The organism is Streptomyces sp. NPDC088350, from assembly GCF_044753545.1.
Lineage (GTDB): Bacteria > Actinomycetota > Actinomycetes > Streptomycetales > Streptomycetaceae > Streptomyces.
Genome location: NZ_JBIVNL010000003.1, coordinates 549,258 through 570,558, shown reverse-complemented (window position 1 = coordinate 570,558; position 21,301 = coordinate 549,258). Strand labels below are relative to the sequence as shown.

20 protein-coding genes are annotated in these 21,301 nt (G+C 71.1%); 8 read left to right on the top strand and 12 right to left on the bottom strand.

What is annotated here, in order from left to right:
- The first annotated feature begins 4 nt into the window (after positions 1-4).
- Positions 5-1,003: an aldo/keto reductase gene (locus ACIQBL_RS12445; RefSeq protein ID WP_401940043.1), complete on the top strand. Its 999-nt coding sequence runs from the start codon at positions 5-7 to the stop codon at positions 1,001-1,003.
- Here the strand turns inward: ACIQBL_RS12445 and ACIQBL_RS12440 are convergent.
- Genes ACIQBL_RS12440 through iolC form a run of 6 tightly spaced genes read right to left on the bottom strand, consistent with a single transcriptional unit; the run spans position 993 to position 8,009 of the window.
- Positions 993-1,778: a GntR family transcriptional regulator gene (locus ACIQBL_RS12440; RefSeq protein WP_401940041.1), complete on the bottom strand. Its 786-nt coding sequence runs from the start codon at positions 1,776-1,778 to the stop codon at positions 993-995. The two genes, ACIQBL_RS12445 and ACIQBL_RS12440, sit on opposite strands and share 11 nt — an antisense overlap.
- A 32-nt stretch (positions 1,779-1,810) precedes the next feature.
- Positions 1,811-3,304, bottom strand: a complete 1,494-nt coding sequence (locus tag ACIQBL_RS12435; RefSeq protein WP_401940039.1) for a CoA-acylating methylmalonate-semialdehyde dehydrogenase — start codon at positions 3,302-3,304, stop codon at positions 1,811-1,813.
- A gap of 29 nt (positions 3,305-3,333) precedes the next feature.
- Positions 3,334-5,211: a 3D-(3,5/4)-trihydroxycyclohexane-1,2-dione acylhydrolase (decyclizing) gene (gene iolD / locus ACIQBL_RS12430; RefSeq protein ID WP_401940037.1), complete on the bottom strand. Its 1,878-nt coding sequence runs from the start codon at positions 5,209-5,211 to the stop codon at positions 3,334-3,336.
- Positions 5,211-6,107: a 5-deoxy-glucuronate isomerase gene (gene iolB / locus ACIQBL_RS12425; RefSeq protein ID WP_401940034.1), complete on the bottom strand. Its 897-nt coding sequence runs from the start codon at positions 6,105-6,107 to the stop codon at positions 5,211-5,213. Before iolB ends, iolD begins: the two co-directional genes overlap by 1 nt.
- A gap of 14 nt (positions 6,108-6,121) precedes the next feature.
- On the bottom strand, positions 6,122-7,000 hold the full coding sequence (locus ACIQBL_RS12420) for a deoxyribose-phosphate aldolase (protein ID WP_401940031.1): 879 nt from the start codon (positions 6,998-7,000) through the stop codon (positions 6,122-6,124).
- A 40-nt stretch (positions 7,001-7,040) separates the two neighbouring features.
- On the bottom strand, positions 7,041-8,009 hold the full coding sequence (iolC, locus tag ACIQBL_RS12415) for a 5-dehydro-2-deoxygluconokinase (protein ID WP_401940028.1): 969 nt from the start codon (positions 8,007-8,009) through the stop codon (positions 7,041-7,043).
- 289 nt (positions 8,010-8,298) lie between these two features.
- On the opposite strand from iolC, the gene ACIQBL_RS12410 reads away from it, so the two are divergent.
- From ACIQBL_RS12410 to ACIQBL_RS12390, 5 genes are read left to right on the top strand one after another with little or no spacing between them, the layout of a single operon-like run.
- Positions 8,299-9,318 (top strand): sugar ABC transporter substrate-binding protein, encoded by a 1,020-nt coding sequence (locus ACIQBL_RS12410; RefSeq protein WP_401940025.1) that lies wholly within the window; start codon positions 8,299-8,301, stop codon positions 9,316-9,318.
- On the top strand, positions 9,318-10,394 hold the full coding sequence (locus ACIQBL_RS12405) for an ABC transporter permease (RefSeq protein WP_401940713.1): 1,077 nt from the start codon (positions 9,318-9,320) through the stop codon (positions 10,392-10,394). The genes ACIQBL_RS12410 and ACIQBL_RS12405 overlap by 1 nt, the downstream gene beginning before the upstream one ends.
- Before the next feature lie 5 nt (positions 10,395-10,399).
- The gene (locus ACIQBL_RS12400; protein ID WP_401940022.1) at positions 10,400-11,314 is read left to right on the top strand and encodes an ATP-binding cassette domain-containing protein; all 915 of its coding nucleotides are present in this window, start codon (positions 10,400-10,402) and stop codon (positions 11,312-11,314) included.
- 1 nt (position 11,315) lies between these two features.
- Entirely contained in the window at positions 11,316-12,224 is a 909-nt protein-coding gene (locus ACIQBL_RS12395; RefSeq protein WP_401940019.1) for a sugar phosphate isomerase/epimerase family protein, read from the top strand.
- Positions 12,225-12,267: 43 nt separating this feature from the next.
- Positions 12,268-13,287: a Gfo/Idh/MocA family protein gene (locus ACIQBL_RS12390; RefSeq protein WP_401940710.1), complete on the top strand. Its 1,020-nt coding sequence runs from the start codon at positions 12,268-12,270 to the stop codon at positions 13,285-13,287.
- 66 nt (positions 13,288-13,353) lie between these two features.
- Here the strand turns inward: ACIQBL_RS12390 and ACIQBL_RS12385 are convergent, their stop codons facing one another.
- The 4 genes from ACIQBL_RS12385 to ACIQBL_RS12370 are packed head-to-tail and all read right to left on the bottom strand — an operon-like array spanning position 13,354 to position 17,400.
- On the bottom strand, positions 13,354-14,376 hold the full coding sequence (locus ACIQBL_RS12385) for a Gfo/Idh/MocA family protein (protein ID WP_401940016.1): 1,023 nt from the start codon (positions 14,374-14,376) through the stop codon (positions 13,354-13,356).
- A complete protein-coding gene (locus ACIQBL_RS12380; RefSeq protein ID WP_401940013.1) occupies positions 14,373-15,377 on the bottom strand; it encodes a Gfo/Idh/MocA family oxidoreductase in 1,005 nt (334 codons plus the stop codon). The genes ACIQBL_RS12385 and ACIQBL_RS12380 overlap by 4 nt, the downstream gene beginning before the upstream one ends.
- Before the next feature lie 50 nt (positions 15,378-15,427).
- On the bottom strand, positions 15,428-16,195 hold the full coding sequence (locus ACIQBL_RS12375) for an SDR family oxidoreductase (protein ID WP_401940011.1): 768 nt from the start codon (positions 16,193-16,195) through the stop codon (positions 15,428-15,430).
- Positions 16,196-16,224: 29 nt separating this feature from the next.
- Complete coding sequence (locus tag ACIQBL_RS12370) at positions 16,225-17,400, bottom strand: phytanoyl-CoA dioxygenase family protein (protein ID WP_401940009.1); 1,176 nt, start codon at positions 17,398-17,400, stop codon at positions 16,225-16,227.
- Positions 17,401-17,507: 107 nt separating this feature from the next.
- On the opposite strand from ACIQBL_RS12370, the gene ACIQBL_RS12365 reads away from it, so the two are divergent.
- Positions 17,508-18,539, top strand: a complete 1,032-nt coding sequence (locus tag ACIQBL_RS12365; RefSeq protein WP_401940006.1) for a LacI family DNA-binding transcriptional regulator — start codon at positions 17,508-17,510, stop codon at positions 18,537-18,539.
- 6 nt (positions 18,540-18,545) lie between these two features.
- Here ACIQBL_RS12365 and ACIQBL_RS12360 read toward each other — a convergent pair whose 3' ends face one another.
- A complete protein-coding gene (locus tag ACIQBL_RS12360) occupies positions 18,546-18,890 on the bottom strand; it encodes a cupin domain-containing protein (RefSeq protein WP_401940005.1) in 345 nt (114 codons plus the stop codon).
- A 123-nt stretch (positions 18,891-19,013) separates the two neighbouring features.
- On the opposite strand from ACIQBL_RS12360, the gene ACIQBL_RS12355 reads away from it, so the two are divergent.
- Positions 19,014-19,526 carry a hypothetical protein gene (locus ACIQBL_RS12355; protein ID WP_401940002.1) on the top strand — a complete coding sequence of 171 codons (513 nt, stop codon included), beginning with the start codon at positions 19,014-19,016 and terminating at the stop codon, positions 19,524-19,526.
- Positions 19,527-19,539: 13 nt separating this feature from the next.
- On the opposite strand, the gene ACIQBL_RS12350 is transcribed toward ACIQBL_RS12355, so the two are convergent.
- Entirely contained in the window at positions 19,540-21,231 is a 1,692-nt protein-coding gene (locus ACIQBL_RS12350; protein ID WP_401939999.1) for a helix-turn-helix domain-containing protein, read from the bottom strand.
- Positions 21,232-21,301: the final 70 nt, after the last annotated feature.

Here is a 21,301-nt window from a genome sequence, read left to right as displayed (position 1 = left end):
CATCATGAAGTACCGCACCATCGGCACCGATCCGGCCCACCGCCGCGAGGTGAGCGTGCTCGCGCTCGGCGCGATGCTGTTCGGCTCCCGCACCGACGAGGCGACCTCCTTCGCCGTGCTCGACCGCTATGTCGAGGCGGGCGGGAACTTCATCGACACGTCCGACAACTACGCGTTCTGGACCGACGGAAGCCAGGGCGGCCAGAGCGAGAAGCTGCTCGGACGGTGGCGGCGCAGCCGCGGCGTCGGCGACGAGATCGTCATCGCCACCAAGCTCGGCGCCCGCCCGCTGGCACCGGGCACCAGCTACATCGACAACCCGGAGGGCCTGTCCGCGAAGGTCATCCGTGAGTCGGCCGAACGCAGCCGCGAGCGTCTCGGCGTGGCCACACTGGACCTGCTGTACGCGCACATCGAGGACCACACGGTCCCGCTGCGGGAGACCGTCGAGGGCTTCGGCGAGTTGGTCGCCGAGGGCACGGTCGGTCTCCTGGGCGTCAGCAACCACGCCGCCTGGCGCGTGGAGCGGGCCCGCGCACTCGCCGCCGCGGCCGGGCTGCCCGGCTACGAGGTCCTCCAGTACCAGCACAGCTACCTTCGGCCCCGCACGGACATCCCCCACGAGCTGTTCCCCGACGGCAGCCTCGGCGGTGCCACCCCCGACCTGCTCGGCTACCTGCGCGCCGAGCCCGCCCTGACCCTGGTCGCCTACTCACCCCTGCTGGCCGGCGCCTACACCCGCGAGGACAAGCCCCTGGGCGCCGCGTACGACCACCCCGGCACCCCCGCCCGCCTCGCCGCCCTGCGCGAGGTGGCGAAGGAGACCGGGGCGACCGTCAACCAGGTCGTCCTGGCCTGGCAGTTGGGCGGACCCCTGCCGATCGTCCCGCTGGCGGGGGCGTCGTCGGTGGCCCAGCTGGAGGAGAACCTCGCGGCGGTGGACCTGGAGTTGACGGCAGCGCAGCGGGAACGGCTGGACTCCGCCGGGGCGGTCAGGGCCTGACCAGCAGCTGGAAGTCGAACGCGTACCGGGACGCCCGGTAGATGTGCGTCCCGTACTCGACCGCCCGCCCCGTGTCGTCGTACGCGGTGCGCTGCATCGTGAGCAGTGCCGCGCCTTCCTTCTCGTCGAGGCGGATGGCCTCCTCGGGGGTGGCCGAACGGGCTCCTATCGTCTGGTGGGCGCTGTGCAGGGTGACGCCGGCCGTGCGCAGCATCCGGTACAGGCCCGTCGACTCCAGGCGGGTGGTGTCGAGTTCGAGCAGGTTCGCCGGGAGGTGGTTGCGGAGGAACGCCACCGGCTGGCCGTGCGTGGAGCGCAGCCGTTCCAGGAGCGTGACCTCGCTGCCCTCCGCGACCCCGAGGGCCGCCGCGACATCCGCGGTCGCGGGGACGCCCTCGTTGCGCAGCACCTCCGTGGTCGGTCCCTGCCCGGCCGACTCCAGGTCGTCGTAGAGGCTGCTGAGTTCCAGCGGTCGCTTGACCTGGCTGTGCACCACCTGCGTGCCGACCCCGCGCCGCCGGACCAACAGCCCCTTGTCGACCAGGGACTGGATGGCCTGGCGGACGGTGGGGCGGGACAGGCCGAGGCGTACGGACAGGTCGATCTCGTTGCCCAGGAGGTTGCCCGGCGCGAGGGTCCCGTGCTCGATCGCCGCCTCCAGCTGTTGGGCGAGCTGGTAGTACAGCGGCACCGGACTGTTGCGGTCCAGGGCGAACTGCAGGGCAGCGAGCGGGGATCCGGTCGCGGCGCGCGCGTAGTCACCGGTCTTCGCCACGGGGGCACCTCCTCACGGGGTGTGACGGGTTGTCAGGAATTGCTGGGGAAGCCGAGGTTGATACCGCCGTCGGCCGGGTCGGGCCAGCGGGTGGTGATCACCTTGCCCTGGGTGTAGAAGGCGATGCCGTCGTTGCCGTAGATGTGGAGGTCCCCGAAGAGGGAGTCCTTCCAGCCGCCGAAGGAGTGGTAGCCGACGGGCACCGGGATCGGCACGTTCACGCCGACCATGCCCGCCTTGACCTCCATCTGGAAGCGGCGGGCGGCGCCGCCGTCGCGGGTGAAGATCGCGGTGCCGTTGCCCCAACGGGAGCTGTTGATAAGGGTGATGGCCTCGTCGTAGGACTCCGCGCGGACGACGACCAGGACCGGGCCGAAGATCTCGTCCTTGTACGCGTCCGCCGTCAGCGGGACCTTGTCGAGGAGGGAGACGCCGAGGAAGAAGCCGTCCTCGTGGCCCTCGACCGAGAGGCCGGTGCCGTCGACGACGACCTCGGCGCCCTGCGCGGCGGCCGACGCGACGTACGAGGCGACCTTGTCGCGGTGCTCGCGGGTGATGAGCGGGCCCATCTCGCTCGCCGGGTCGTTGCCGGGACCGATGCGCAGCTTGCCGGCGCGCTCGGCGATCTTGGCGACCAGTTCGTCGCCGGTGTCGCCGACCGCGACCACGACGGAGACGGCCATGCAGCGCTCGCCGGCCGAACCGTAGGCCGCGTTGATCGCCTGGTCGGCCGCGAAGTCCAGGTCCGCGTCGGGGAGTACGAGCATGTGGTTCTTGGCGCCGCCGAGGGCCTGCACGCGCTTGCCGTGCTCGACCGCCTTGAGCTGGATGTACTTCGCGATCGGCGTCGAGCCGACGAAGGAGACGGCCTCGACGTCCGGGTGCTCCAGGATGCGGTCGACGGCCACCTTGTCGCCCTGCACGACGTTCAGCACGCCCTGCGGCAGGCCCGCCTCGGAGGCGAGTTCGGCAAGCCGGTAGGACGCCGACGGGTCCTTCTCGCTGGGCTTGAGGACGAACGTGTTGCCGGTCGCGATGGCCAGCGGGAACATCCACATCGGCACCATGGCCGGGAAGTTGAAGGGCGTGATGCCCGCGACCACGCCCAGCGGCTGGCGAATCGAGGCCACGTCGACACGGTTGGAGACCTGCGTCGACAGCTCGCCCTTCAGCTGCACGCTGATGCCGCAGGCGAGTTCGACGATCTCCATGCCGCGCGCGACCTCGCCGAGCGCGTCCGAGTGCACCTTGCCGTGCTCGGCGGTGATCAGCTCGGCGATCTCGTCGCGGTGCGCGTCCAGCAGCTCGCGGTACTTGAACAGGATCGCGGTGCGCTTGGCGAGCGAGGCGGTGCCCCAGCTCTCGAACGCGGCCTTCGCGGAGGCGACGGCGGCGTCCACCTCGTCGACGGTCGCGAAACCGACCTGCTTCTCCTGCGCGCCGGTCGCCGGGTTGTACACGGGGCCGAACCGGCCGGACGTGCTCTCGACGGGCTTGCCGTCGATCCAGTGGGTGATCGTCTTCATGGTGCGAGTGCCTTTCGGGGGAGGGGAGTTCAGAGGTGGCGGCGGCGGTCGGCGACCTGGCGGTCGTACTCCTCGCGGGCCTGTACGGCCGACTCGCGCGAGGCGGTCTCGGCGACCGGCACGTCCCACCAGGCCTCGGCGGGGGGAGCGGTCGGGGTGGCGGTGTCGGTCTCGACGTAGACGCAGGTCGGCCGGTCGGAGGCGCGGGCCGTGGCCAGTGCCTCCCGCAGCTCGCGCACCGTCTTGGCGCGCAGGACGTCCATGCCGAGGCTGGCCGCGTTGGCGGCGAGGTCGACCGGGAGCGGGGCGCCGGAGAAGGTGCCGTCGGCCGCGCGGTAGCGGTACGCCGTGCCGAAGCGCTCGCTGCCGACGTACTCGGAGAGGCCGCCGATGGAGGCATAGCCGTGGTTCTGGATCAGGACCAGGTTGACGGGGAGGCCTTCCTGGACCGCCGTGACGATCTCGGTCGGCATCATCAGGTAGGTGCCGTCGCCGACCAGCGACCAGACGGGGGTGTCGGGGGCGGCCTGCTGGACGCCGATGCCGGCCGGGATCTCGTAGCCCATGCAGGAGTAGCCGTATTCGAGGTGGTACTGGCGGGGGCTGCGGGCCCGCCACAGCTTGTGCAGGTCACCGGGGAGCGAACCGGCCGCGTTGATCACCACGTCGTCGTCGCCGACGACCGCGTCGAGGGCGCCGAGGAGTTGGGTCTGGGTCGGTACGGCGTTCTCGTCGGGCGCGGTGAACGCGGTGTCAACAACCTGTTCCCACCGGTCCTTGCCCGCGCGGTATTCCGCCTCGTAAACCGAGTTCACACGGTGATCGGCGAGTGCCTCCGTCAACGCCGTGAGGCCCGCCCGCGCGTCGCACACCAGCGTGCGCGCGGCCAGCTTGTGGGCGTCGAACGCGGTGATGTTGAGGTTGACGAAGCGGACGGCAGGGTTCTGGAAGAGCGTGTTCGACGCGGTCGTGAAGTCCGTGTAGCGGGTGCCGACGCCGATCACCAGGTCCGCGGTGCGCGCGATGTCGTCGCTGACCGCGGTGCCGGTGTGGCCGATGCCGCCCAGGTCCGCCGGGTGGTCGTAGCGGAGCGAGCCCTTGCCCGCCTGGGTGGAGGCGACCGGGATACCGGTGGCGTCGACCAGGGCCTTGAGCGCCTCCTCGGCGCGGCTGTGGTGGATGCCGCCGCCCGCGACGATCAGCGGACGCTCGGCGGACCGGACGGCCTCGACGGCCTCCGCCAGCTCGAAGGGATCGGCGGCCGGACGCCGTACGTGCCACACGCGGTCGGCGAAGAACTCCTCCGGCCAGTCGTACGCCTCGGCCTGAACGTCCTGTGGCAGAGCGAGAGTCACGGCACCCGTCTCCACCGGGTCGGCGAGTACACGCATCGCGTTCAGCGCGGCCGGGATCAGCGCCTCGGGGCGGCTGACGCGGTCGAAGTAGCGGGAGACCGGGCGCAGCGTGTCGTTGACCGAGAGGTCCGCCTCGACCGGGTGCTCCAGCTGCTGGAGCAGCGGGTCGGCGGCACGGGTCGCGAAGTAGTCGCCGGGGAGGAGCAGGACCGGCAGGCGGTTGACCGTGGCGAGCGCGGCGCCCGTGACCAGGTTGGTGGCGCCCGGTCCGATCGAGGTCGTGACCGCCTGCGCGGAGAGACGGTCGAGCTGGCGGGCGTACCCAACTGCCGCGTGAACCATGGCCTGTTCGTTGCGGCCCTGGTGGAACGGCATCGTGTCCTCGCCCGCCTCCAGGAGCGCCTGGCCGAGCCCCGCGACGTTGCCGTGGCCGAAGATGCCCCAGGTACCGGCGATCAGCCGGTGCCGTACGCCGTCGCGCTCGGTGTACTGGACCGACAGGAACTGCACCAGGGCCTGCGCGACGGTCAGGCGGCGGGTGGGGGTGGTCATCAGGACTTCTCCGGTGCCGTGTAGAGGGGGAGTCGGGGGTCGACGGGCTGCTCGGGCCAAGTGCCGCGCACCCAGGCGTGATCGGGGTGGTCGCAGATCAGCCAGGACCGGTCGTCGTCGGGACCCGCCATGACGTTGAGGTAGTACATGTGGTGGCCGGGCACCGCCATCGAGGGCCCGTGCCAGCCGTCCGGGATCAACACGACGTCCCCGCCCCGGACTTCGGCCAGGACGTCCGTGTTGCGGCCCTGTCCGGACGGGGAGACGCGCTGGTAGCCGAGGCCCGGGGTGCCCTCGTGGTCGGCGAACTCGAAGTAGTAGACCTCTTCGAGGACGGACTCCTCGCCGGGCCGGTGCTCGTCGTGCTTGTGCGGCGGGAAGGAGGACCAGTTCCCGCCGGGCGTGATCACCTCAACGGCGATGAGCTTGTCGCACTCGAAGACCCCGGCCGCGCCGAAGTTGTTGACCTGACGGCTGCTGTTGCCGGTGCCGCGCAGCTCCACCGGCACCGACGAGGCCGGGCCGTAGCGGGCGGGCAGCCGGCGGGTGCAGCGGGCGCCGGTCAGCGCGAAGCGACCGCCGCCGGGCGACGAGATCGTCGTACGGGAATCCCTCGGGACGTACGCGAAGTCGCTCACGGCGGTGAACACGCTCTCGCGGCCGTGGAGTTCGAAGGTGGCGTGGCCGAAGTCGTCGGCGGCGGAGACCGTGCAGGCGCCGGTGAGCGGGAGGACGATCCACTCGCTGTCGTCGGTGTCGAAGGTGTGGGCGCCGCCCGGCGGCAGCTCCAGGACGCGCAGGCTGGAGTAGCCCCACGCGGCCGACTCGGGGGTGACGTCCACGACGTAGGGGCCGCCCAGGGCCTTGCCTGCGGGAAGGTGGTACGCGCTCGTCATGGTGTGCCTCCGGTTCACAACAGACCCACGGCGGTGTCCACCGCGGCTTCGACGCCGCCGTCGGCGGGGTACAGCAGGGAGCGGCCCACGACCAGGCCCTGGACGGTGGGCAGGCGCAGCGCCTTGCGCCACTTCTCGTAGGCGCCCTCCTGGTCGTCGCCGACCTCGCCGCCGAGCAGGACGGCGGGCAGCGTCGACGTCTCCAGGACCTCGGCCATGTCGTCCGGGTCGTCGGTGACGGGCAGTTTCAGCCAGGTGTAGGCCGAAGTGCCGCCCAGGCCCGAGGAGATGGCGATGGACTTGATGACGGCCTCGGCGGACAGGTCGTTGCGGACCTTGCCGTCGACCCGGCGGGAGATGAACGGCTCGACGAACAGGGGGAGTCGGCGTGCCGCCATGTCGTCGATGGCACGTGCCGTCGACTCCAGGGTGGTCAGCGAGCCCGGGTCGTCGTAGTCGATGCGGAGCAGCAGTTTGCCCGCGTCGAAGCGGAGGCGGGCGATGTCCTCGGCGCGGTGGCCGGTGAAGCGGTCGTCGAGTTCGAAGCTCGCGCCCTGGAGCCCGCCGCGGTTCATCGAGCCCATGACGACCTTGCCGTCCAGGACCCCGAGCAGGAGCAGGTCCTCCAGTATGTCGGCGGTGGCCAGCACCCCGTCGACACCCGGCCGGGACAGCGCGACGCACAGGCGTTCCAGCAGGTCGGCCCGGTTCGCCATGGCGCTGCGGCGGTCACCGACGCCCAGGGCGCCGCGCGCCGGGTGGTCGGCGGCCACGATCATCAGCCGGCCGCTGTCGCCCAGCAGCGGGCGGCGCACCCGGCGGGCCGCCGCCTCGGCGACGGCCTCCGGATGCCGGGCTCTGACCGTGACCAGGTCGGGGATGCTGATGCTCAAGAGAAGCTCCGTTCGGGGAAGGCTCGGGCGGTCACGTGGGTCAGCCGCCCACGCGTGCGCCGGCGAGGAGGTCCTCGACCTCGGACTCGGTGGGCATCGCGGTGGAGCAGGCGAGACGGGAGGCGACGAGGGCGCCGGCCGCGTTGGCGTACCGCATGGTCTTCTCCAGCTCCCAGCCGGACAGCAGCCCGTGGCACAGCGAGCCGCCGAACGCGTCGCCCGCGCCGAGGCCGTTGAGGACCTCGACCGGGACGGGCGGCACCTCGGCGGTCGTGCCGTCGCGGTGCACGGCCAGGACGCCCTTGGGGCCCTGTTTGACGACGGCCAGCTCCACGCCCGCGTCCAGCAGCGCCTGGGCGCAGGCGCGCGGCTCGCGGACGCCGGTGGCGATCTCGCACTCGTCGAGGTTGCCGACCGCGACCGTCGCGTGGCGCAGTGCCTCGGCGTAGTAGGGCCGGGCCTCTTCCGGGTCTGTCCAGAACATGGGACGCCAGTCCAGGTCGAAGACCGTGGTGCCGGCCCTGTCGCGTGCCTTGAGGGCGGCGAGGGTGGCGGAGCGGCTCGGTTCCTCGCTCAGACCGGTGCCGGTGATCCAGAAGACGCGGGCCTGGCGGATCGCGAAGTAGTCCAGCTCGTCGGTGTGGATCTCCAGGTCGGGCGCCTTGGGCTGCCGGTAGAAGTACAGCGGGAAGTCGTCCGGCGGGAAGATCTCGCAGAACGTGACCGGGGTCGGGTGGTCCGCGACGGGCGTCACCCAGCGGTCGTCCACCCCGAAGTCCTTGAGCGCCTCGTGCAGGTAGGTCCCGAAGGGGTCGTCGCCGGTGCGGGTGATCACGGCCGTCGTGCGGCCGAGCCGGGCGGCGGCCACGGCCACATTGCTCGCGGAACCCCCGAGGAACTTGCCGAAGGTCTCCACCCGGGCCAGCGGTACGCCGGACTGCAGCGGGTAGAGATCGACCCCGATACGGCCCATGGTGATCAGGTCGAAGGACTGGGCTGACTCGGCCATGCGCGACACTCCTCTGAGCTGCTGGGGGCGGGCGGGTCCCGGAAGACCGCCGACTCCCAGGTGTAGGACTCGGAGGGGCGCTCTGTCAATAGTTTGTACTTACATTCGGACCTGCTTGTGAAATGATGTCTTAACAAAGTATTGACAGCGGGCGCGACCGGGGATTGGATTCCGTCCCAGCGCAACAGCCGTGTTCCACGGCGAACGACCCGGGGCTGCGCAGGCCCCGGGCCCGGATCTCTGCGATCATTGCTCCCTTTCCCCTGAAGCACAGTGAGGTGCAGGAAAGATGGACCGTTCTTCCCACTCCCGTTCGCGCAGAATGGCCCCCTTCGTGGCGGTGGCCGCGGCAGCGGCACTGACCCTCGCCGGCTGCTCCAGCAGCTCGGGCGGCAAGAAGTCCACGGAGGACACCTCCGGCGCCTCGGCGGGCAAGGCCAGCACTCCTCGGATGACGGTCGCCCTGGTCACGCACCAGGCGCCGGGCGACACGTTCTGGGACATCGTCCGCAAGGGTGCCGAGGCCGCCGCGGCCAAGGACAACATCAAGCTGATCTACTCGGCGGACCCGAACGCGGGCAACCAGTCGAACCTGGTGCAGAACGCGATCGACCAGAAGGTCGACGGCATCGCGGTCACCCTCGCCAAGCCCGACGCCCTCAAGGACGTCATCGGCAAGGCGAAGAGCGCGAACATACCCGTCGTGGGCCTCAACTCCGGTCTCAGCGACTGGAAGAAGCTCGGACTGCTGGAGTTCTTCGGCCAGGACGAGACGGTGGCCGGCGAGGCGCTCGGCAACAAGCTGAACTCGATCGGCGCCAAGAAGGCCGTCTGTGTCATCCAGGAGCAGGGCAACATCGGCCTGACGCAGCGCTGCGACGGGGTGAAGAAGACGTTCAGCGGCTCGGTCGAGACACTCAACGTCAACGGCACCGACATGCCGTCCGTGAAGTCGACGATCACCGCGAAGCTGACGCAGGACAAGGCCATCGACTACGTGGTCGCCCTCGGCGCCCCGTTCGCGCTGACGGCCGTGCAGTCGGTGTCCGACGCGGGCAGCAAGGCGAAGATCGCCACCTTCGACCTCAACAAGGACCTGACGACCGCGATCAGCAAGGGCACGATCCAGTTCGCCGTGGACCAGCAGCCCTACCTCCAGGGCTACTTGGCGGTCGACTCGCTGTGGCTGTACAAGAACAACGGCAACTACAGCGGTGGCGGTGAGCAGCCCGTACTGACCGGCCCGGCCTTCGTCGACAAGACCAACGTCGCGGCCGTCGCCAAGTACGCAGCCAACGGAACCCGGTGATCAGCATGACCCAGCACGCCGAGCCGGCGGTGACCACACCGCCGGCCTCCGGCCCCAAGCCGACCGACGGCCGGACCGCCGAACGCCCGCTGGCCATCCGCCTGTTGGCCCGCCCCGAGGTCGGTGTCTTCCTCGGTGCCGCCGCGGTGTACGTGTTCTTCCTGATCACCGCGCCGCCGGTGCGCGAGGGCGCCTCGATGGCGAACGTCCTCTACGGGTCGTCGACCATCGGCATCATGGCCCTGCCCGTCGCCCTGCTCATGATCGGCGGGGAGTTCGACCTCTCCGCCGGTGTCGCGGTCATCACCTCCGCGCTCACCGCGAGCATGCTCAGCTACCAACTCACCATGAACGTATGGGTCGGTGTGATCGCCGCCCTCGTGGTCTCGCTGGGCATCGGCTTCCTGAACGGCTGGCTGGTGGTCAAGACCGGCCTGCCGAGCTTCCTGGTCACGCTGGGCAGCTTCCTGATCCTCCAGGGCGTCAACCTCGCGGTGACGAAGCTGGTCACCGGCAACGTCGCCACCGACGACATCAGCAACATGGACGGCTTCGGCCAGGCCAAGAAGGTCTTCGCGTCCTCGTTCGACGTCGGCGGCGTACAGGTGAAGATCACGATCGTGTGGTGGCTGGTCTTCGCGGCCATCGCCACCTGGGTCCTGCTGCGCACCAAGTACGGCAACTGGATCTTCGCCGTCGGCGGCAACAAGGACTCCGCGCGGGCCGTCGGTGTGCCCGTGGCGTTCACGAAGATCTCCCTGTTCATGCTGGTCGGTTTCGGTGCCTGGTTCATCGGCATGCACCAGCTGTTCTCCTTCAACACCGTGCAGTCCGGTGAAGGCGTCGGCCAGGAGCTGATCTACATCTCCGCGGCCGTCATCGGCGGCTGTCTGCTGACCGGCGGCGCGGGATCGGCGATCGGCCCCGTCTTCGGCGCGTTCATGTTCGGCATGGTCCAGCAGGGCATCGTCTACGCCGGCTGGAACCCCGACTGGTTCAAGGCGTTCCTCGGCGTGATGCTGCTCGGCGCCGTCCTCATCAATCTGTGGGTCCAGCGCACCGCGACCCGGAGGTGACCTTCATGACCGACAACACGACCGGCACCCACGGTGCGATCCTCGCGGACACCGCGCCCGAGGGCGACGACCATCCCCTCGTCCAGCTCCGCAACGCGGGCAAGTCCTACGGCAACGTCCGCGCCCTGCACGGCGTCGACCTCGCCGTCCGCCCCGGCCAGGTCACCTGCGTCCTCGGCGACAACGGCGCCGGCAAGTCCACCCTGATCAAAATCATCTCCGGCCTGCACCAGCACACCGAGGGCGAGTTCCTCGTCGACGGGCAGCCGGTGCACTTCTCCACCCCGCGCCAGGCACTCGACAAGGGCATCGCCACGGTCTACCAGGACCTGGCCGTGGTGCCGCTGATGCCGGTGTGGCGGAACTTCTTCCTCGGCTCCGAGATGACCAAGGGCCCCTGGCCCGTACGCCGTCTCGACATCGAGCGGATGAAGAAGACCGCCGACGAGGAACTGCGCAACATGGGCATCGTCCTGGACAACCTGGACCAGCCCATCGGCACTCTCTCCGGCGGCCAGCGCCAGTGCGTCGCCATCGCCCGCGCCGTCTACTTCGGCGCCCGCGTCCTCATCCTCGACGAGCCCACCGCCGCCCTCGGCGTCAAGCAGTCCGGCGTGGTCCTCAAGTACGTGGCCGCCGCCCGCGAACGCGGCCTCGGCGTCATCTTCATCACCCACAACCCGCACCACGCCTACATGGTCGGCGACCACTTCAGCGTCCTGCGTCTCGGCACCATGGAACTCTCCGCCGAACGCAGCGAGATCACCCTCGAAGAGCTCACCAACCACATGGCAGGCGGCACCGAACTCGCCGCACTCAAACACGAGTTGTCCCAGGTCCGCGGCGTCGACGTCGAAGAACTCCCCGAGGAGGAGGACCTCAAGGCTTCGGTGGCCACGTCTTCCGAAGGGACGTCCTGACATGCCCGACCGTCCCCTCCTGGACCGGATCCGGGTCGGCTCCGCCCCCGACTCCTGGGGCGTGTGGTTCCCGGACGATCCCCAACAGGTGCCGTGGGAACGGTTCCTGGACGAGGTCGCGCAGGCCGGCTACTCCTGGATCGAGCTGGGCCCGTACGGCTATCTGCCGACCGACCCGGCCCGGCTCACGGACGAGATCGACCGGCGCGACCTGAAGGTCTCCGCGGGCACGGTCTTCACCGGCCTGCACCGCGGCCCCTCCGTCTGGGACGCGACGTGGGAGCACGTCAGCCAGGTCGCCGCGCTCACCCGGGCGATGGGCGCGCGGCACCTGGTCGTCATCCCCTCCTTCTGGCGGGACGACAAGACCGCCGAGATCCTGGAGCCGCCGGAGCTGACCGGCGAGCAGTGGGCGCACCTCACCAAGGGCATGGAGCGCCTCGGACACGAGGTCAAGGAGGCGTACGGCCTCGACATCGTCGTCCACCCGCACGCCGACACGCACCTCGACACCGAGGACCACGTCGAGCACTTCCTCGACTCGACCGACTCCGAACTGGTCAACCTCTGCCTGGACACCGGGCACTACGCCTACTGCGGCGGCGACAGCGTCAAGCTGATCGAGACGTACGGCGAACGCATCGGCTATCTGCACCTCAAGCAGGTCGACCCGGAGATCCTCGCCGACGTCGTCAAGGGCGAGGTGCCGTTCGGACCGGCCGTACAGCGCGGCGTGATGTGCGAACCGCCGTCCGGGGTACCGGAGTTGGAACCGGTGCTCATCGCGGCGCAGCGCCTGGGCGTGGAGCTGTTCGCGATCGTCGAGCAGGACATGTACCCGTGCGAGCCGGACAAGCCCTTTCCCATCGCGGAGCGCACCCGCAAGTTCCTCCGTTCCTGCGGTGCTTGACGAACCTGGCGATCCTGACGAGCCGAAAGGACGGCCGATGGCCATGAACCCGCGCGACATGCTCGGAGTGGCAGTCGTCGGAACCGGAAAGATGGGGGCCGACCACGTCCGCAGGATCCAGGACGTGGTCAACGGGGCCCGGGTGACCGCCGTCGTGGACGTCGACGCCGAGCGCGCCAAACGGATCGCGGCCGGCGTTGACGGCTGCACCGCGTACACCGACCCGGCCGCGGCGATGGCGGCGGCCGACGTCGACGCGGTACTGATCGCCTCACCGGGCCCCGCCCACGAGGCGGCCCTGCTGACGGCCTTCGACCACGATCTGCCCGTCCTGTGCGAGAAGCCCCTCACCCCCGACGCGGCCTCGGCGCTGCGCGTGCTGGAGGCCGAGGTGCGCCTCGGCCACCGCAGGGTGCAGGTGGGCTTCATGCGCCGCTACGACGCCGAGTACATGAAGCTCAAGTCCCTTCTGGGAACAGGCCAGTTGGGCCGCCCGCTCATGCTGCACAACCGGCACCGCAACGCGGCCAGCCCGCCCGGCTTCACCAGCTCCATGCTGATCAGCGACTCCGTGGCCCACGAGACCGACGCGACCCGCTGGCTCCTCGGCCACGAGATCACGGCGGTGACGGTGCTGCGCCCGCGCCCCTCGGCGAGCGCCCCGGACGATCTCCAGGACCCGCAGTTCGTCGTCTTCGAGACCGACGGCGGCGCGATCGTCGACGTCGAGATGTTCGTCAACTGCGGCTACGGCTACCAGGTCCAGGCCGAGATCGTCTGCGAACGCGGCACCGCCCGCATCGGCGACGGCCACGCCATGGTCACCAACATGGCCGGCCGCTGGGGCGGCACCATCGCCCAGGACTTCATCGAACGCTTCGCCGACGCCTACGACCGCGAGGTCCAGACATGGGTCGACGCGACCCGCCGCGGCGAGGTCACGGGCCCGAGCGCCTGGGACGGGTACGCGGCGGCGGCCGTGTGCGAGGCGGGAGTTCGGGCGTTGGAGGAGGGCGAGCGGGTGGAGGTGGAGTTGGTGGAGCGGCCCGGCCTCTATGGATAGCCCGCAGCACGCGGAACGCCCGGACGAAACCGTCCGGGCGCCGCTGTGTTTACCCGCCGCGCGTTTTTACCGCAGCACCGACACGCGCGGCCTGGGCGCGAACCCCGCCCCCCGGTAGGCCTCGTCGATCAGTGTCATCGTCGCCACCGCGTCGTCCGGACCCAGCGGCAGGGGCGCGCCCTCCCTCAACCTGGCGGCGAACGCCTCCAGTTGATAGGTGTACGACGACCGTCGGCCCAGCCGCTCCGTGCGTGCGCCGTCCGTCGTGCGGACCACGATCCGGTCGTCCAGCTGCGGCAGCACGAAGTTCGGCGCGAACGCCTCGCCCCGGCTGCCGATGATCCGGCAGCTCATCTCCAGCTTGTCGTACGCCATGTGGCAGCGGGCGGAGCCCGTGGCGCCGCTCGGGAAGGCGAGGTCGGCGTCCAGCCACTCGTCGACGCCCGGGGCGCCCGCGCGTTCGCCGCCCCGCGCCGAGACGAGCCGGGGTGCGCCGCCCGCCCAAGGAGCCAGCATGCGCTGGGCGTGCAGGCTGTAGCAGCCCAGGTCCATCACCGCGCCGCCGGCCAGGTCGAGCGACCAGCGCGGGTCGGTGTCCGACGGGGACTGGATCGCGACGAGCGTCTCGATGTGCCGCAGTTCGCCGAGTTCACCGGAGGCCAGCAGCTCGTGCAGGCGCCGGGTGACGGGGTGGAAGAGGTAGTGGAAGGCCTCCATGAAGACCGTTCCGGACTTGGCGGCGGCCTCCCGTACTTCCGCTGCCTCCTCCGCGTTGCTCGCCGACGGTTTCTCCGACAGGACGTGCTTGCCCGCCGCGAGCGCGGCGAGGTTCCACGGTCCGTGCAGGCCGTTGGCGAGGGGGTTGTAGACGACCTCCACCTCCGGGTCGGCGAGCAGGTCGGCGTAGGAGTCCGCGACCCGTTCGACGCGGTGCGCGGCGGCGTAAGCCTCCGCGCGGGACCGGTCGCGCGCGGCCACCGCGACGATGCGGTGACCGGTCATCCGGGCGGGACCGATCAGGGAGTTCTCGGTGATCCGAGCCGCTCCCAGTACTCCGATGCGCAGTGGTTCCCGGCCCGGACCGCTCATGCTTCGCGTACCTCCTGGATGGTGACGGGGCGGTGCTCGTGGAGCGACAGGGTGCAGGCGTCCGCGATCCAGCCCGCCTCCAGGGCGTCCGCGACCGTGCAGGGGGAGGTGCGGGTGCCGGCCACGACCTCGGTGAACGCGGTGAGTTCGGCGCGGTAGGCGGCCGTGAAGCGGTCCATGAAGAAGTCGTGCGGGACACCCGCGGGGAAGGTCACGCCGGGCTCGACGGAGCGCAGCGGCAGCTTGTCCTCCAGGCCGACGGCGATGGAGTCCGTGAAGCCGTGGATCTCCATGCGGACGTCGTAACCCCGGGCGTTGTGGCGGGAGTTGGAGACCACCGCGATGGTGCCGTCGTCCAGGGTCAGGATGGCACCGGTGGTGTCGGCGTCGCCCGCCTCCTTGATGTACTCGGCGCCCCGGTTGCCGCCGACCGCGTACACCTCGGTGACCTCGCGGCCCGTCACCCAGCGGATGATGTCGAAGTCGTGCACGGAACAGTCCCGGAAGATGCCACCGGACGCGGCGATGTACGCGGCCGGCGGTGGCGCCGGGTCCAGGGTGGTCGAGCGCACGGTGTGCAGCTTGCCCAGTTCCCCGGACCGCACGGCGGCGCGCGCGGCGACGAAGCCGGCGTCGAAGCGGCGGTTGTAGCCGATCTGGATCGGCACGTCGCTGCCCTCGACGGCCTTGAGGACCTTGACGCCCTCGGCCATGGTCTTGGCGACGGGCTTCTCGCAGAAGACGGGGATGCCCGCCTCGACGGCGGCCAGGATCAGGCCCGGGTGGGCGTCGGTCGCCGCGGCGATCACGACCCCGTCGACCCCGGCGGCCAGCACGGCCTCGGGGGAGTCCGCGACCTCGGCGCCGAACCGCTCGGCGGCCTTCTTCGCGGCCTCCGCGAACGGGTCGGCCACGACGAGCGACTCGACCGAGTCGAGTCCGGAGAGGGTCTCGGCGTGGAAGGCGCCGATGCGGCCGAGGCCGAGGATTCCGATGCGCATGGGGACTCTTGCTTTCTTGAGAGGTGCGGGTCTGTCGCGGGTGCGGAAGGTCAGTCGAGGGCGCCGAGGACGTTCTGGTCCCAGTCGATCACCGAACCGGTGACCACGCCGGACCGCTCGGACAGCAGGAAGACGACGAAGTCGGCGATCTCGTCCGGCTGGCCGAGTTTGCCCATCGGCTGCCGGGCGGCGGCCTGGGCGACCCAGTCGTCCCCGGCGCCGTGGAAGGCCCGCTGGACGGCGTCCTCGCCCTCGGTGTCCGTCCAGCCGATGTTGACGGTGTTGATCCGGATCCGGTCGAAGCGGTGGGCGTGGGCGGCGTTGCGGGTCAGACCCGCGAGACCGGCCTTGGCCGCCGAGTACGGGGCGAGGTGCGGAGGCCCGCCGTGGGCGCAGGTGGAGCCGATGTTGACGACGGTCCCCGGTGCCTCGCGGGCGGTCATGTCGGCCACCGCCGCCTGCATCGCGAAGAACGGCGCCTTCAGATTGACCGCCAGGTGCTGGTCGAACAGTTCCGGAGTGGTGTCCAGCAGCGAGCCGCGTGACGTCAGCCCCGCCGCGTTGACGAGGCAGTCGACCCGCCCGTGGGCCTCGACGGTCCGTACGACGCTGTCGCGCGCCTGCGCCGGATCGGCGAGGTCCGCCCGTACGAAGTGCGCGCCGGTGTCCGCGGCGAGCTTCTCGCCCACGTCGGCGCGGCGGCCGGTGAACGCCACCACCGCGCCCTCGCGCACCGCCGCCCGGACGATCGCGGCGCCCACGCCCTGGCTGCCGCCGTTGACGAGGACGACCTTGTCGTCGAGAAGTCGAAGTCCCATGGTGTTTCCCAGTCCTCGGTGTCCGGTACTCAGCTCTCGCGCCGCTCGGCGCCGGCCCGCAGCTCCCCGCGGAGCGCGTCCGGGGCCCACCCCTCGCGCACCGCGCGGCGTACGACGTCGGCCTGCGAGGGCGGGGCCAGCCCCGCGACGGGCGGGTCGTTGTCGAGGTTGGTGGGGAAGGGGTAGCCCTCGGCACTGGCCGCGACGACCGTGTCCAGCCACTCCTCGCCCACGCCCTCGGCCTTGCGCCTGAGCAGCACCGGGAAGACCGCGTTGGTGACGGCCTCGCGGTCCACGGTCTCCATGGCCCGGCCGAACGCGGACGACACCTGGAGCAGGTTCGCCATGCGCCGCACGTCCGCCGTGCGGTTGGTGCCGGCCGCGTGGAACAGCGCGGGGTTGAAGAACGCGGCATCGCCCTTGGCGAGCGGGAGCTGGATGTAGTGGGCTTCGAAGTAGGCCTGGAATTCCGGGAGTCGCCACGCAAGATAGCCGGGCTCGTACTTCTGGGAGTGCGGCAGGTACATCGTCGGCCCCGACTCGACCGGCATGTCGCAGTGCGCGACGGCCCCTTGGAGGGTGAGCGCGGGGGAGAGGCGGTGGACGTGCGCCGGGTAGCCGGCGGCGGCCTCGTTGCCGAGGAACCCGAGGTGGTAGTCGCGGTGCACGGTCTGCGCCGCGCCGCCCGGGTGGACCACGTTGACCTGCGAGGTGACCTGGTAGCCGGGGCCGAGCCAGGCGACGGACACCAGGGCCAGCATGTCGTTCGCGTAGTAGTCGGCGAACGCCTCCGGGTCGTAGAGCGCGGCCTTCTCCAGCGCGTTCCACACCCGGTCGTTGGCCCCCGGCCGCGCGAAGTGGTCACCGGCGCCCGCGCCCGAGGCACGCTGCTCGGCGATCAGGGCCTCGAACACCTCGGTCGTACGGTCCACCACCGACAGGTCCGGGAAGGCGCCCCGAAGGACCACGATGCCGGGCCCCTCGGTGAACGCGCGGACCAGCTCGGCCTGCACCTCGCGGCGCTCGCCGGCCGCCACGGACTTGCGGAGCCGGTCGCTGTCGTAGACGAGGACGTTCCGCTCGACCGAGGAGGCGTACGGGAAGCCGGCCGGGTCGGTCGGCTGCTCGACGAGCGCGCGGAAGGCGTCGAGATCGCAGTCCCGCTCGGTGAGCCAGGCGGGGTGTGCTGCGGAGGTGAAGGACATCGTCGTCCCCTCGGGTCACGGAGTGGTGCGGCTCTGCCATTCTTGTCATGACAAACCCTTCGAACAACCGGCAGCGAACCATCAAAAACCCCTCAAGGAGACGAGCGGTGGGACATCCCTTCCCGATCAGGGAAATCGCACGTCAGGCGGGCCTCAGTGAGGCGACCGTGGACCGGGTCCTGAACGGCAGGGGCGGGGTCCGGGAGAGCACCGAGCGGGAGGTGCGGCAGGCCATCGCCGATCTCGACCGGCAGCGCACCCAGGTCCGGCTGGTCGGCCGCACATTCATGATCGACATCGTGATGCAGACACCGGAGCGGTTCTCCACCGCCGTACGGGTGGCGCTGGAGGCCGAGCTGCCCGACCTGCACCCGGCCGTCGTGCGCTCCCGTTTCCACTTCCGGGAGACCGCGCCGGTGAAGGAGCTGGTCGGCACCCTGGACCGGATCGCGCGGCGCGGCTCGCAGGGCGTCATCCTCAAGGCACCGGACGTCCCCGAGATCACCGCGGCCGTCGGCCGGCTCGTCACCGCCGGCATCCCCGTCGTCACCCTGGTCACCGACCTGCCCGCGAGCGCCCGTCTCGCCTACGTCGGCATCGACAACCGGGCGGCGGGCGCGACGGCCGCCTATCTGATGGGCCAGTGGCTCGGCGACCGCCCCGGCAACGTCCTGACCAGCCTGAGCAGCGGCTTCTTCCGCAACGAGGAAGAACGCGAGATGGGCTTCCGCAGCACCATGCGCGCCCGCTACCCGGACCGGGCGCTCGTCGAGATCACCGAGGGCCACGGCCTGGACGCCACCCAGTACGACCTCGTCCGCGCCGCCCTGGAACGCGACCCGGACATCCGCGCGGTCTACTCGATCGGCGGCGGCAACATCGCGACCCTGCGCGCCTTCGCCGACCTCGACCGCGAGTGCGCCGTGTTCGTCGCGCACGACCTCGACCACGACAACACCCGGCTGCTGCACGAGCGGCGGCTGTCGGTCGTCCTCCACCACGACCTGCGCCAGGACGTGCGCGAGGCCTGCCGCATCGTGATGCGCGCGCACGACGCCCTGCCGCCCGCGGGTCCGACCCTGCCGTCCGCGATCCAGGTCGTCACGCCCTACAACATGCCGATGGCGGGGGCCCGTTGAGGGTCGTCACAGATTGATCGCGTACGCCTTGCGCAGTGTCTCGTGCACCGTCCACGTCGTACGGTCGCCCTCGCGCAGCACGGCCATGTCCCCGGGACCGACCGCCAGGGTCTCCCCGCCCTCGACCTCGATGGTGGCCGAGCCGCTGATCACGACGAACAGTTCGTCCGCCTCGGTGTCGGTGACCACGCCCGGGGTGATCTGCCAGATCCCGCGGATCTGCCGCCCGTCCTCGGACTCCCACACGATCCTCCCGGTGACCTCGGGCCTGCCGGAGACGATCTGCGCCGGGTCGAGCGGCTCTGGTGCGAGCTCGGCGTCGGGGATGCGGACAACGAAACTGTGCGTCATACCGCGACCCTAGCCCGGACACGGGCGCCCCGGGCGTGGACACTGTGTGGGCTATCGCCCCAGGTGGGAGGACACTTCGTCGCGGAGTGGCGCCCCGGGCGGGGCCGGGCGATCGTGGAGGGCATGGCGCAGACCACGGCGACCGACCCCGGACCGCACCCGCACGAGACCCGGGAGAACATCCTCTTCGGCGGCGTCTACGGCGCCGTCCTGGCCTGCTCGATGGTCGCCGCGCTCACCCAGTACGGCCACACCTCCAGGGACAGCCGCAGCTACGACGCCCTGTGGCTCCTGGTGACCGCCGCCGCCTCGGCACTGGCCCACGGGTACGCCCACTACATCGCCGAGCGCACCCCGCACCGCCGCTGGGACGCCCTGCGCACCCTGCGCGACGAGTGGCCCCTGGTCGCCGCCGCGCTGCCCACCGTGCTGCTGCTCGCCGGGGCCGGCTGGGGCTGGTGGCCCGCGAACGGCGTCGAGTACGCGGCCTTCGTCCTCAACATCGCGCTGCTGTTCTGCCTGGGCCTGGTCACGGCCCGCTGGTCGGCACGGAGCTGGATCGCGGCCGTGGTCATCGGGGCGGTGGACGCGCTGCTCGGGGTGGTGGTGGTCGTGGCGAACGCCCTGATCAAATAACCCCGTTGGGCCTCTACGGCATGTCTCGGTAGCCGCGCAGCTTGCGATAGAGCGTCGCCCGGCCGATTCCCAACGCGGCAGCCGCCCGCGCCTTGTTGCCCCCGTGCCGGCGCAACGCCCCCAGGATCGCCGCGCGTTCGGCATGCTCCATCGGGCTGAGCCGCCGCGCCGCAGGGCCCTCCCGGACGGGATCGGGCAGCTCGGCCCGCCGCACCGGGCCGGTGACCCGCCGGTGTTCCGCCAACGCCCTGACGACATGGGCGAGTTCGGTGACGTTCCCGGGCCACGGGTGCTCCTCCAGGGCCCGCAACGCGTCCAGCGTCCAGGTGAGCGGCGGTTGTCCCGGGGCCGGACGCGGTGCCAGCACCGGCAGCAACTCCCGTACGTCCTCCGGGCGTTCGCGCAACGCGGGCACGGCGACCGACCGGGGTGCCAGGGTGTCCAGGAGCCGTTGGAAGCAGGGGCCCGGGGGAGTGCCGGGCGTGTAGGTGACCAGCAGGAAGACGTCGGGGTGTTCGTCGAGCAGCGAGTTGAGCGCGGCGACGTCCGGCTGGGCCAGCCGTTCGGCGTGCCGCAGGAGCAGCGGGCGACCGTCGGCCAACTCGCTGTATTTGACGCCGAGTTCGGGCGACTCGGCGGCATCGGCGACCAACGGCACCCGCTCGCCGAGCAGTTCACGGGCCAGCGCGGTCTTGCCCGTCCCGCGCTCGCCGGTCAGCAGCAGGGGCTCGTGCACCCGGGCCAGTTCGACCGCTCGGGCGACCGCGTGCCGCCAGGGCACCGAACCGCCCGCGAGCGCCAGCGCGGGGCGCGGAGACGGCGGCGGAACCTCGGTGGCACGCGCTTCCAGGACGGCCACGATCCCGAGGACGCGGCCCTCGTGCCGTACCGGAGTGATCCCGGCCGTGCACCCGGCGCCCTCGGGGAGCGCGATGTCGTAGGACTCCTCGTTCGTGCTCGCGCGTTCCAGGGCGGTCAGTACCTGGGGTGTGGCGAGGCGGACCGCGGCCTCGCTGACGAGGCGGTTGCGGCCGTCGAGGGCGACGACCGCGCGGGCGGGTCCGGGCGCGGCGCGGGTGTAGGCGTCGAGGAGTACCCGTTCGGCGGTGCGGGAGCGGGCGAGGAGTTCCGCCTCGACCGCCGCGGCCGTCGCCTCGGCGAGGGCGGCTCCCGGGTGCGGGCCGCAGCCTGCGCACAGGCCGGACGCGACGGTCACCGTGCCGAGCACCTGCCCGGAGTCCGGGGCGAGCAGGGGCACGCTGACGGCGGACACGTCCTGCCACACGTCGAGGAAGTGCTCGGGGCCGTGCACCTCGGCCCGGCGCCGGGTGCGCAGGGCGAGGGCCGCGCTGTTGTGGCCCACCTCCCGCTCGGACAGGTCGCGGCACCGGTCGTCGCCGGGCACCTCGCCCGTGGACCAGAGCACCCGCAGACGCTCGTCGGTGAGCAGTAGCGCCGAGTGGCCGAGCGCGGGCGCGATCCGCTCCAGCACGGGCCGCGCAGCCTCCAACAGGGCCGAGTCCGCCGGGAGTTCGGGCGCGGGGACGGACCCGTCGAGATCGTGCCGTACGCCGAAGAAGCGGGCGCGGCGCCAGGCGGCGAGGACCTCGTCCGGGACGTCGTCGGGCAGCGGACGGCCGGTCAGGAACCGCTCGCGCGCCTGGCGCAGCGGGGTGAGGGCGGGGGAGTGCTCCACGGTGGTCATGACACCTCTCACCGTATCGGGCCCGTGGCGGCAGCCGCCGGGGGGCCGAAACTGTCTCGTAATGAGACAC

What these genes read in the sequence shown, in the direction of transcription:
- ACIQBL_RS12410 (WP_401940025.1), top strand. Translation starts at nt 8,299, where the DNA reads ATGGACCGTTCTTCCCACTCCCGTTCGCGCAGAATGGCCCCCTTCGTG.
- ACIQBL_RS12355 (WP_401940002.1), top strand. Translation starts at nt 19,014, where the DNA reads ATGGCGCAGACCACGGCGACCGACCCCGGACCGCACCCGCACGAGACC.
- ACIQBL_RS12350 (WP_401939999.1), bottom strand. Translation starts at nt 21,231, where the DNA reads ATGACCACCGTGGAGCACTCCCCCGCCCTCACCCCGCTGCGCCAGGCG.
- ACIQBL_RS12385 (WP_401940016.1), bottom strand. Translation starts at nt 14,376, where the DNA reads ATGAGCGGTCCGGGCCGGGAACCACTGCGCATCGGAGTACTGGGAGCG.
- ACIQBL_RS12360 (WP_401940005.1), bottom strand. Translation starts at nt 18,890, where the DNA reads ATGACGCACAGTTTCGTTGTCCGCATCCCCGACGCCGAGCTCGCACCA.
- ACIQBL_RS12375 (WP_401940011.1), bottom strand. Translation starts at nt 16,195, where the DNA reads ATGGGACTTCGACTTCTCGACGACAAGGTCGTCCTCGTCAACGGCGGC.
- iolC (WP_401940028.1), bottom strand. Translation starts at nt 8,009, where the DNA reads ATGGCCGAGTCAGCCCAGTCCTTCGACCTGATCACCATGGGCCGTATC.
- ACIQBL_RS12395 (WP_401940019.1), top strand. Translation starts at nt 11,316, where the DNA reads ATGCCCGACCGTCCCCTCCTGGACCGGATCCGGGTCGGCTCCGCCCCC.
- ACIQBL_RS12370 (WP_401940009.1), bottom strand. Translation starts at nt 17,400, where the DNA reads ATGTCCTTCACCTCCGCAGCACACCCCGCCTGGCTCACCGAGCGGGAC.
- ACIQBL_RS12380 (WP_401940013.1), bottom strand. Translation starts at nt 15,377, where the DNA reads ATGCGCATCGGAATCCTCGGCCTCGGCCGCATCGGCGCCTTCCACGCC.
- iolD (WP_401940037.1), bottom strand. Translation starts at nt 5,211, where the DNA reads ATGACCACCCCCACCCGCCGCCTGACCGTCGCGCAGGCCCTGGTGCAG.
- ACIQBL_RS12445 (WP_401940043.1), top strand. Translation starts at nt 5, where the DNA reads ATGAAGTACCGCACCATCGGCACCGATCCGGCCCACCGCCGCGAGGTG.
- ACIQBL_RS12390 (WP_401940710.1), top strand. Translation starts at nt 12,268, where the DNA reads ATGAACCCGCGCGACATGCTCGGAGTGGCAGTCGTCGGAACCGGAAAG.
- ACIQBL_RS12400 (WP_401940022.1), top strand. Translation starts at nt 10,400, where the DNA reads ATGACCGACAACACGACCGGCACCCACGGTGCGATCCTCGCGGACACC.
- ACIQBL_RS12435 (WP_401940039.1), bottom strand. Translation starts at nt 3,304, where the DNA reads ATGAAGACGATCACCCACTGGATCGACGGCAAGCCCGTCGAGAGCACG.
- iolB (WP_401940034.1), bottom strand. Translation starts at nt 6,107, where the DNA reads ATGACGAGCGCGTACCACCTTCCCGCAGGCAAGGCCCTGGGCGGCCCC.